Raw genomic sequence first — 6,864 nt, forward strand, 5'->3', positions numbered from 1 at the left:
GAGAAGTCTAATGTCGTGACAGAAAACTGCACCCTTGAGCTCGAACTGCGGGTGCCGTGGGGCTGTTCGATTCCGGAGACCCTTGCCGAGATCCAGGCCCACGCGAACAATGCCATTGTCACCCCGCAGGAATCGTTCGTCCCCACGATCACCGACCCGTCATCGCGGATCGTCACGGTCACCTGCGATGCGGTGCAGCGTGCGTGGAATAAACCCTCCTTCCCATTCGTGCAGTGGGCGGCAAGCGATGCCCGCCACATGAGGGGGGCCGGGTTCCGGGTGATCGAATACGGGCCCGGCGAGATCGAGAGCCTGCATGCCGTAAACGAACGCGTCACCATCGCATCGCTTGAGAAAGCCACGGAGATCTATGGGGATGTGATGCAGCAATATGCTGGAAACCCGGCATAACTTTTTTCTGGATCGTTTCCGTTAAACTACGAAAAAATGTGAGGGCCGGATTATTTCCGTGCCACCAGGTACGCTCCCGCGATTGTAGCGCCGATGAGGGCAAAGACCGCGGTTGCCGGTGAGAACGGAGAGAACGTGGTTTTCTGTGCAACCGGGACTGTTGTGGTGATTGCCGATGTCTGCACAACAGGCGGTGCCGAAGGGGTTGCCATGATTGTCTCTTCAGGGACTGGCGTTGGAGAAGTTGTCCCGAGGCGGTTGAGGGTGGGCGGGGTTGCAATTGTTGTCGCGGAGTACTGGAACGCCTGGAATTTCCCGGTCATGTCTTCCTTGTTCGCCTTTGCTTCGGCAAAATCCGGGTCAATGCCAAGCGCCTTGTTGAAACAGGTCAGGGCATCGTTATACATGCCCAGCGCAACGTACGCCTTTCCCTTGTTGTTCCATGACGTAGCATTGGAGATGGTGATGGCAGTTGCCGCATCGAAGGCGGATATGGCGTTTTGGTAATCGCCGTTTGCCATGTACGCCAGCCCGAGGTTGTTCCATTCCATGAGGTTCGTGGTATCAAGAGCGGTACATTTCTTGTAGGAGGTAATCGCAGAGGCCGAATTGTTCAGCTGCATGTACGCGTATCCCTGGTTGCAGAAGGGCACCGGGAGGTTCGGCTGGAATACGAACATGGCATCATAGGCCGTGACAGCCTCGCTCCACCGCTGGAGCCGGAAGAGGGCCAGCGCCCGTGCGGTAATCGCACGCTCGTCTTTAGAGCGCAGGGCTAACGATGCATCGGCGGCTTCAAGCGCCGATGAGAAATTTCCCAGTCCATTGAGTGCGGTGGCCTTCCCCGACAGAGCGGTGGCATGCTTCGCATCCTGGGCAAGGGCATTGTTGAAGTGCGTGAGCGCATCGGAAAATTTTCTCGCATCGAGTGCAGCATTTCCCAGAGCAACCAATTCATTGGTATCCGCTGCCTGTACTACCGGCACGAGCAGGAATGAGGCAAGGAAAAACAAAATCAGGATAGTTCGCCGCATATTCTCATGACGAATGTTTCCCTGAAGGCTGATGAATCTATTGATTCAGGGAAATGGCGGGCTGTTATTCCCAGGAGCCCGCTGGCGCGGGTTATTTCCTGCCTACCACGACCGCAACCATGCATGACAAGACTGCGGTCACCGCAAACGCAGAAACAATCCCGGACAGGTCTGCGACAAGACCGGCAAGGAACGGGAGCAGTGCCATGCCAAGATAACTTGATGTGGAGAAGAGCCCCATGGCAATGCCCTGGTGTTGCCGTTCTCCGGCGAGAAGTGCCATCTGGGCGATCATCACAAGGCCGGCAACCGCCCCGAGCACGAGAAGCCCTGCAGGCGACCAGACAAGGAACAGTATACCCACGGCCATCAGCAGGGACGAGATCCGGATCATCCTGGTTTCCTCAAACGGGAACCGTGATACCACCAGCACCGCGACGATTGAGGCGATGCTCATGCCGGCAATCCAGAATCCTGCAGCATCGGAAGGGAGAGCGGAATGATCGGGAAAGAGTGCTGTTGCAACACCGGTCGCCCCGATGAGGATGACCGAAGAGAACAGTATCCCCCGGTATTTCCGGAAGATTTCCCATGACTTAACAAGGCCATGGCCGGCCGGGGCCGGATACACCTTTAGGGAACCAGGGCTTGCCAGCAGGGGGATAACGGCGAGGGCAGAAAAGAGAAGGATACCGGCTGCCGGCTGGCCGGACACGGTCGAAAGCACGCCGGCCGCAATGAGACCGAGGACAAGGCCGGCATTGAGGAGGGCAAGGAAGTACCCGCTCATCTTCTCGTGATCGATTCTCTGGTTGACCACGGCCATGGCAGGGGCAATGAAGAGGCCGGCACCGATGCCTTCTGCAAAACGCCCGGCAACGGTCACGGGGGCGCTGACGGAGAGAATGAGCACAGCCCCGCCAACAACGGTCAGGACAAGCCCGGTGCGCATGAGCGCAGTAGGGCCGAAGCGGTCCGAGAGGATACCACCTGGCAGCGTGCTGATGAACGCCCCGAGAAAGTATGCTCCATAGATGGCTCCCGTCCAGGACGGACTGTCGGAAAACGCGGGAAGAACCGGGACGATGGCGTTGGATAACGCCATGACAGAGAAGACACCGAAGAAAAGAGTGACCTTGTCCCTCACAGGTGACCTCTGTGTTCAGACCATACGGTAGGTCTCAAGGTTCATGGGGGAGTGGGTCTCGATGTGGTAACGCTTGTAGATGGAGCTTGCGAGGTCAATGGTGTTGTTCTCGTCACCGTGGATGCAGAAAATCTTCTCGGGACGGGGCGAGATCTGGCCGATGTAGTTCATCAGCTGCCGGCGGTCGGAGTGGCCGGAGAACCCGTCAACCGTGACAATCTCGAGGTTGATGGTGATGGTTCCCTTCCTCCCCATCGGGACCTCGCGCCAGCCCTTCTGGATCCGGCGGCCGTATGTACCGTCCGCCTGGTACCCGACAAAGACGAGCGCATTCTTCTCGTCCTGGGCCAGGTTCATGAGATACTCCATGACCGGGCCTCCGTTTAACATACCGCTCGTGGAGATGATGACGCAGGGATCGCCACCGATGACCTTCTCGCGGAGGTCCTGGCTGTCCACCTGCTGGAAGCACTCGGCAAGGAAGGGGTTCATGCCCTCGCGGAAGATCTGGTTGCGCAGGTCCGTGTTGAGGTACTCGGGATAGGTGGTGTGGATCGCGGTTGCTTCGCGGATCATGCCGTCGAGATAGATCTTCACCTTTGGGATCTTCTCCATCCGCATGCCTTCTTCGAGGGCGAGCATGACCTCCTGCGAACGGCCTACCGAGAACGCCGGGATGATGACCTTGCCGCCCCGCTGGAGCACCCGGTTGATGGTCTCGTACAGCATGCCTTCGCAATCTGACCTCGCCTGCTGGAAATCATTGCTCCCGCCGTACGTGCTCTCCATGAAGAGGGCTTCGAGGCGCGGGAACTGGTTGATGGCCGGATTGAAGAGCCGGCTCTTGGCATAGTTGAAGTCGCCCGTGAACGCGATGTTGTACATGCCGTCGCCGAGGTGGAAGTGGGCGATGGCGGATCCGAGGATATGGCCGGCATTGTGGAACGTGAGCTTGATGTCCGGCGCAATATCCGTCACGCTACCGTAATTGAGGGTGACAGAATGCTTGATGTAGGTCTTGACCTCGTTTGAGCTGTAGGGCACCTTCCGCCCTTCCTTGTTGATGACATCGAGGTAATCGAGCTGGAGCATAGCCGAGAGGTCGCGGGTCGGAGGCGTGGAGTAGACCGGGCCTTCGTAGCCGTATTTGTAGAGGAGCGGGACGAGAGCGCAGTGGTCCAGGTGGGCGTGCGTCAGGATAACGGCATCGAGCGAGGAGAGCGGGTAGATCTCGGGGACATAGAGGTACGGGGTTGCACCGGCATTGTCGGGTTTCTCGCCGCAGTCGATGAGCACCTTGCTGTGGGGTGTTGAGAGCAGGAACGCAGCCCGGCCAACTTCGCGGCAGCAGCCGAGCGTGGTGACCCGGGCCCACTGGTCCTTCCGTGCCGTCTCGTCGCCCCGGGCCGGAAGGTCCCGGTGGATCCGCCTGCCGATGGTGCGGAGGAACTGTTTCCGGTCCTCGTTGACCGAGCGGAGGTACTGCCGGACCTGCTTGACCGTGGAGCTCTCGATGGGAGGAGTCCTGACGACCTTCGGTGTCCAGCCGATGTGCTTCGTGATCTCCCGGAGCGTTGCCCCGTTCTTGCCGATGACAACGCCCGGCTTTTCGGCCTCAATTAACACCTCGCCGGTGTCGGCATCAAAAAAGATATCGGTGATGCCGGCGGTCTCTGGGACAACGGATTTGATCTCGCCGTGGGCCTTCTCGGGGTCTTCAAGGATGGTGGGCCTGACCACGATCCGCTTGCGCAGGTCACGGGCCAGGATCTTGATTAAGTCAGCCTCATCGGCAAACCGCTTGGGGTCGTCCGTGTAGATGACAAGCTCCGGACCTTCAAACTCGACCTGCGTTACATTGATGCCGCGGGGCACCTTCTCATTGATCTTGTCTTTGAGTTCTTTTAGCCGCTCTTCAATCTGCATATAATAAACGTCCCAAAAAAGGTGTTATGCTGATGTCTTGGCAAGGTATTTTTTTATGGTGTCCTCGGCAAAAATCTGGAATTTGTCTTTGGTAATGACGACCACGTGGATCCCTTCACCGGATCCGGCATCGCGCTTCATGGCCGACTTCAGGCCCCGCACCGCAATCTCGGTTGCCTCTTCTTCTGTCATATTGGGCTTGAACCGGTCTTCGAGCACACCATATGCCATGGGGGAGCCGGAGCCGGTTGCAACGATCTCTTCTTCCTTTGTTGCACCGCCCATTGCATCCACGGAATAGACGCTTGGGCCTTTCTCGTCAACCCCGCCGACTAACAGCTGGACGTAATACGGGAAGTAACGGTTCTGGTTGAGATAGTTCGAGAGGAGCGTTGCCGTTGCACCGACCGTGATCGGGCGCGACCGGCGGATCTGGTACAGGTTGCACTCCACGGTCAGGATGCGGGCGAGCTGCTGGGCATCGCCAACGCCTCCTGCCGTTGTCATACCAATGCGGTCTGCGACCTGGTAGACTTTCTTGGCTTTCTTGCTGGCGATCATGAGGCCCATGGTCGCCCGTTTTTCAGTGGCGAGAATTACCCCGTCGGCAAAGACAATCCCGATCGTGGTCGTCCCCTTCATGGACTCCGGTAACTGTTCAGGCATGTGAGATACCTCAAAAATATATAAACGCTGAAATGGTGTAAAAGCGCTTTAAAGTATTAGGGGCTACGTGAAAAGATAAAGGTTTTTATTCAGAATCTTCGTTGCAGAACGCCCGGATCAGTTCCCGGTCGTAGAGCATGGCAACCAGTTTCTTGTCACCGTTCACGACAGGAAGCTGGTCTACGCGGGAGCGCCGCATCTTCAGCGCACACTCGCTCACTTCAGCATTTGCCGGCACGGCAACGACACTTTTTACCATGGCAAGCTTGACCGGGCGGTTGGGCAGCTGGACCTTGGAGATCCCAAAGCTGATGGTATGGTTGTCCCTTATGCTCTCCCAGGTCCACTCATCATCGTCTGTCCCGTTCGAGAAATCGGAGACGCCGACAGAGTCCTCGATGCTGGTGTTCCGGATCAGGTCCCGCTCGGAGATGATCCCCTTGAGCCGGTTCTCTGCATCGAGAATAGGGATGGCATCGACGCCGGAGATCTCCATGACCCGGCCCACCACGGGCAGGGGTGTCTCTTCCCAGAGGGCGAACGACTTGCTCGTGTACTTCTCCTTGATCTCGGCGTGGCACTTGACCTGCGCAAGTGCATGGATAACATCGGCAACAGAGAGGAGACCAATGAGATGGTTGTCCTCTACAACCGGCAGCCGGCGGATATGCTTCGTGACAAGAATGCGGGCTGCTTCCTTCATCTCCATATCAGGACCGATCGTGACGGGTTTTGCCGTCATCAGGAGGCCGAGCTGGGTTTCCTCGGGCTTACTGAGGAGGTCTTTTCTTGTGATGATCCCGACAAGCTTTTTGTTCTTGATGACCGGGACACCGGAAATTCCTGTGCGCTTGAGGATCTTTAAGACATCATCGCGATTGCCCGGGATCTCGACGTGGACAACGTCCGATGTCATGTAGTCTCTGACAATCATGTCCGTTATGATCTCACCACCATGGAAGAAACCCTGCTGTGGGTGACAATGAACGTGGAAACGCTCCCGATGAGGAGCCTGTCGGTCTGGCTCTTCCCATGGGAACCGACAATAATGAGCTCGGCCTTTACTTTGTCGGCAAGGGCAATGATCTCGCTGCCCGCGTGGCCGAACTTGAGGTGCGTTGTCAGGGTGACGCCATGTGCCGCGGCATCGGTCTTTGCCTTGTCAAACACCGCTTCGCCCTCCTTTTTGAGGACGTTATACATAATCTCGACGGTGTTATCTGTAGGAATGGACGAAAAAAGACCGGTTTCAACAACATATGCCGCATGCAGTTTTGATTCTCCTGCCCGGGCCATTTCGACAGCACGGTCGAGCGCCTTCTGCCCGGCCGGTGAGCCGTCTAATGCAACAAGGATATTAGCAAACACCGGAATCACCCACAACAAACATGCCTGTTTTATTGAATTTACGAATTAAAAACATTTGTGCCGTTGCAGGAAAACGGAGCCCGTTTAACCATGGATGTAACCGGATCGCGGCTGAATTTGAGTGCATTTTTTTCCGGGTCAATGATCGCCAGCCGTGCCCCGCCCCCCTCGGGGTGGAAAAAGGGGGAACCGGTAAGCGCTGACCCGCAATGGCCGGATTGAAGGATTCTTCCGGGATCGATTTGTTAAAGGTTCAAGACGAATGCAATCTCTTTTCCAAATTGGGGGGGAACGACAATACAATTTCTCGAC

7 protein-coding genes are annotated in these 6,864 nt (G+C 56.9%); 1 reads left to right on the plus strand and 6 read right to left on the minus strand.

Annotated elements, in window-relative coordinates; all coding sequences use genetic code 11:
- The coding region (locus tag CW742_RS04780) for a M20/M25/M40 family metallo-hydrolase (RefSeq protein ID WP_292417222.1) at positions 1 to 411 on the plus strand (411 nt) is incomplete at its 5' end.
- A gap of 50 nt (positions 412 to 461) precedes the next feature.
- On the opposite strand, the gene CW742_RS04785 is transcribed toward CW742_RS04780, so the two are convergent.
- From CW742_RS04785 to CW742_RS04810, 6 genes are all read right to left on the minus strand, one after another.
- Entirely contained in the window at positions 462 to 1,445 is a 984-nt protein-coding gene (locus tag CW742_RS04785) for a tetratricopeptide repeat protein (RefSeq protein ID WP_292417225.1), read from the minus strand.
- Between the two features lie 91 nt (positions 1,446 to 1,536).
- Positions 1,537 to 2,592: an MFS transporter gene (locus CW742_RS04790; RefSeq protein WP_292417228.1), complete on the minus strand. Its 1,056-nt coding sequence runs from the start codon at positions 2,590 to 2,592 to the stop codon at positions 1,537 to 1,539.
- A 15-nt stretch (positions 2,593 to 2,607) separates the two neighbouring features.
- Positions 2,608 to 4,518, minus strand: a complete 1,911-nt coding sequence (locus CW742_RS04795) for a beta-CASP ribonuclease aCPSF1 (RefSeq protein WP_292417230.1) — start codon at positions 4,516 to 4,518, stop codon at positions 2,608 to 2,610.
- Between the two features lie 24 nt (positions 4,519 to 4,542).
- On the minus strand, positions 4,543 to 5,184 hold the full coding sequence (gene psmB / locus CW742_RS04800; protein WP_292417232.1) for an archaeal proteasome endopeptidase complex subunit beta: 642 nt from the start codon (positions 5,182 to 5,184) through the stop codon (positions 4,543 to 4,545).
- 85 nt (positions 5,185 to 5,269) lie between these two features.
- Positions 5,270 to 6,118, minus strand: coding sequence for a CBS domain-containing protein (locus tag CW742_RS04805; protein ID WP_292417235.1), 849 nt, complete (start codon positions 6,116 to 6,118; stop codon positions 5,270 to 5,272).
- Positions 6,119 to 6,123: 5 nt separating this feature from the next.
- The gene (locus CW742_RS04810) at positions 6,124 to 6,552 is read right to left on the minus strand and encodes a universal stress protein (RefSeq protein ID WP_292417238.1); all 429 of its coding nucleotides are present in this window, start codon (positions 6,550 to 6,552) and stop codon (positions 6,124 to 6,126) included.
- Positions 6,553 to 6,864 lie beyond the last annotated feature (312 nt).

Origin of the sequence: Methanoregula sp., assembly GCF_002835825.1 — an archaeon.
GTDB lineage: Archaea > Halobacteriota > Methanomicrobia > Methanomicrobiales > Methanospirillaceae > Methanoregula.

What these genes read in the sequence shown, in the direction of transcription:
- CW742_RS04785 (WP_292417225.1), bottom strand. Translation starts at nt 1,445, where the DNA reads ATGCGGCGAACTATCCTGATTTTGTTTTTCCTTGCCTCATTCCTGCTC.
- CW742_RS04795 (WP_292417230.1), bottom strand. Translation starts at nt 4,518, where the DNA reads ATGCAGATTGAAGAGCGGCTAAAAGAACTCAAAGACAAGATCAATGAG.
- psmB (WP_292417232.1), bottom strand. Translation starts at nt 5,184, where the DNA reads ATGCCTGAACAGTTACCGGAGTCCATGAAGGGGACGACCACGATCGGG.
- CW742_RS04805 (WP_292417235.1), bottom strand. Translation starts at nt 6,118, where the DNA reads ATGATTGTCAGAGACTACATGACATCGGACGTTGTCCACGTCGAGATC.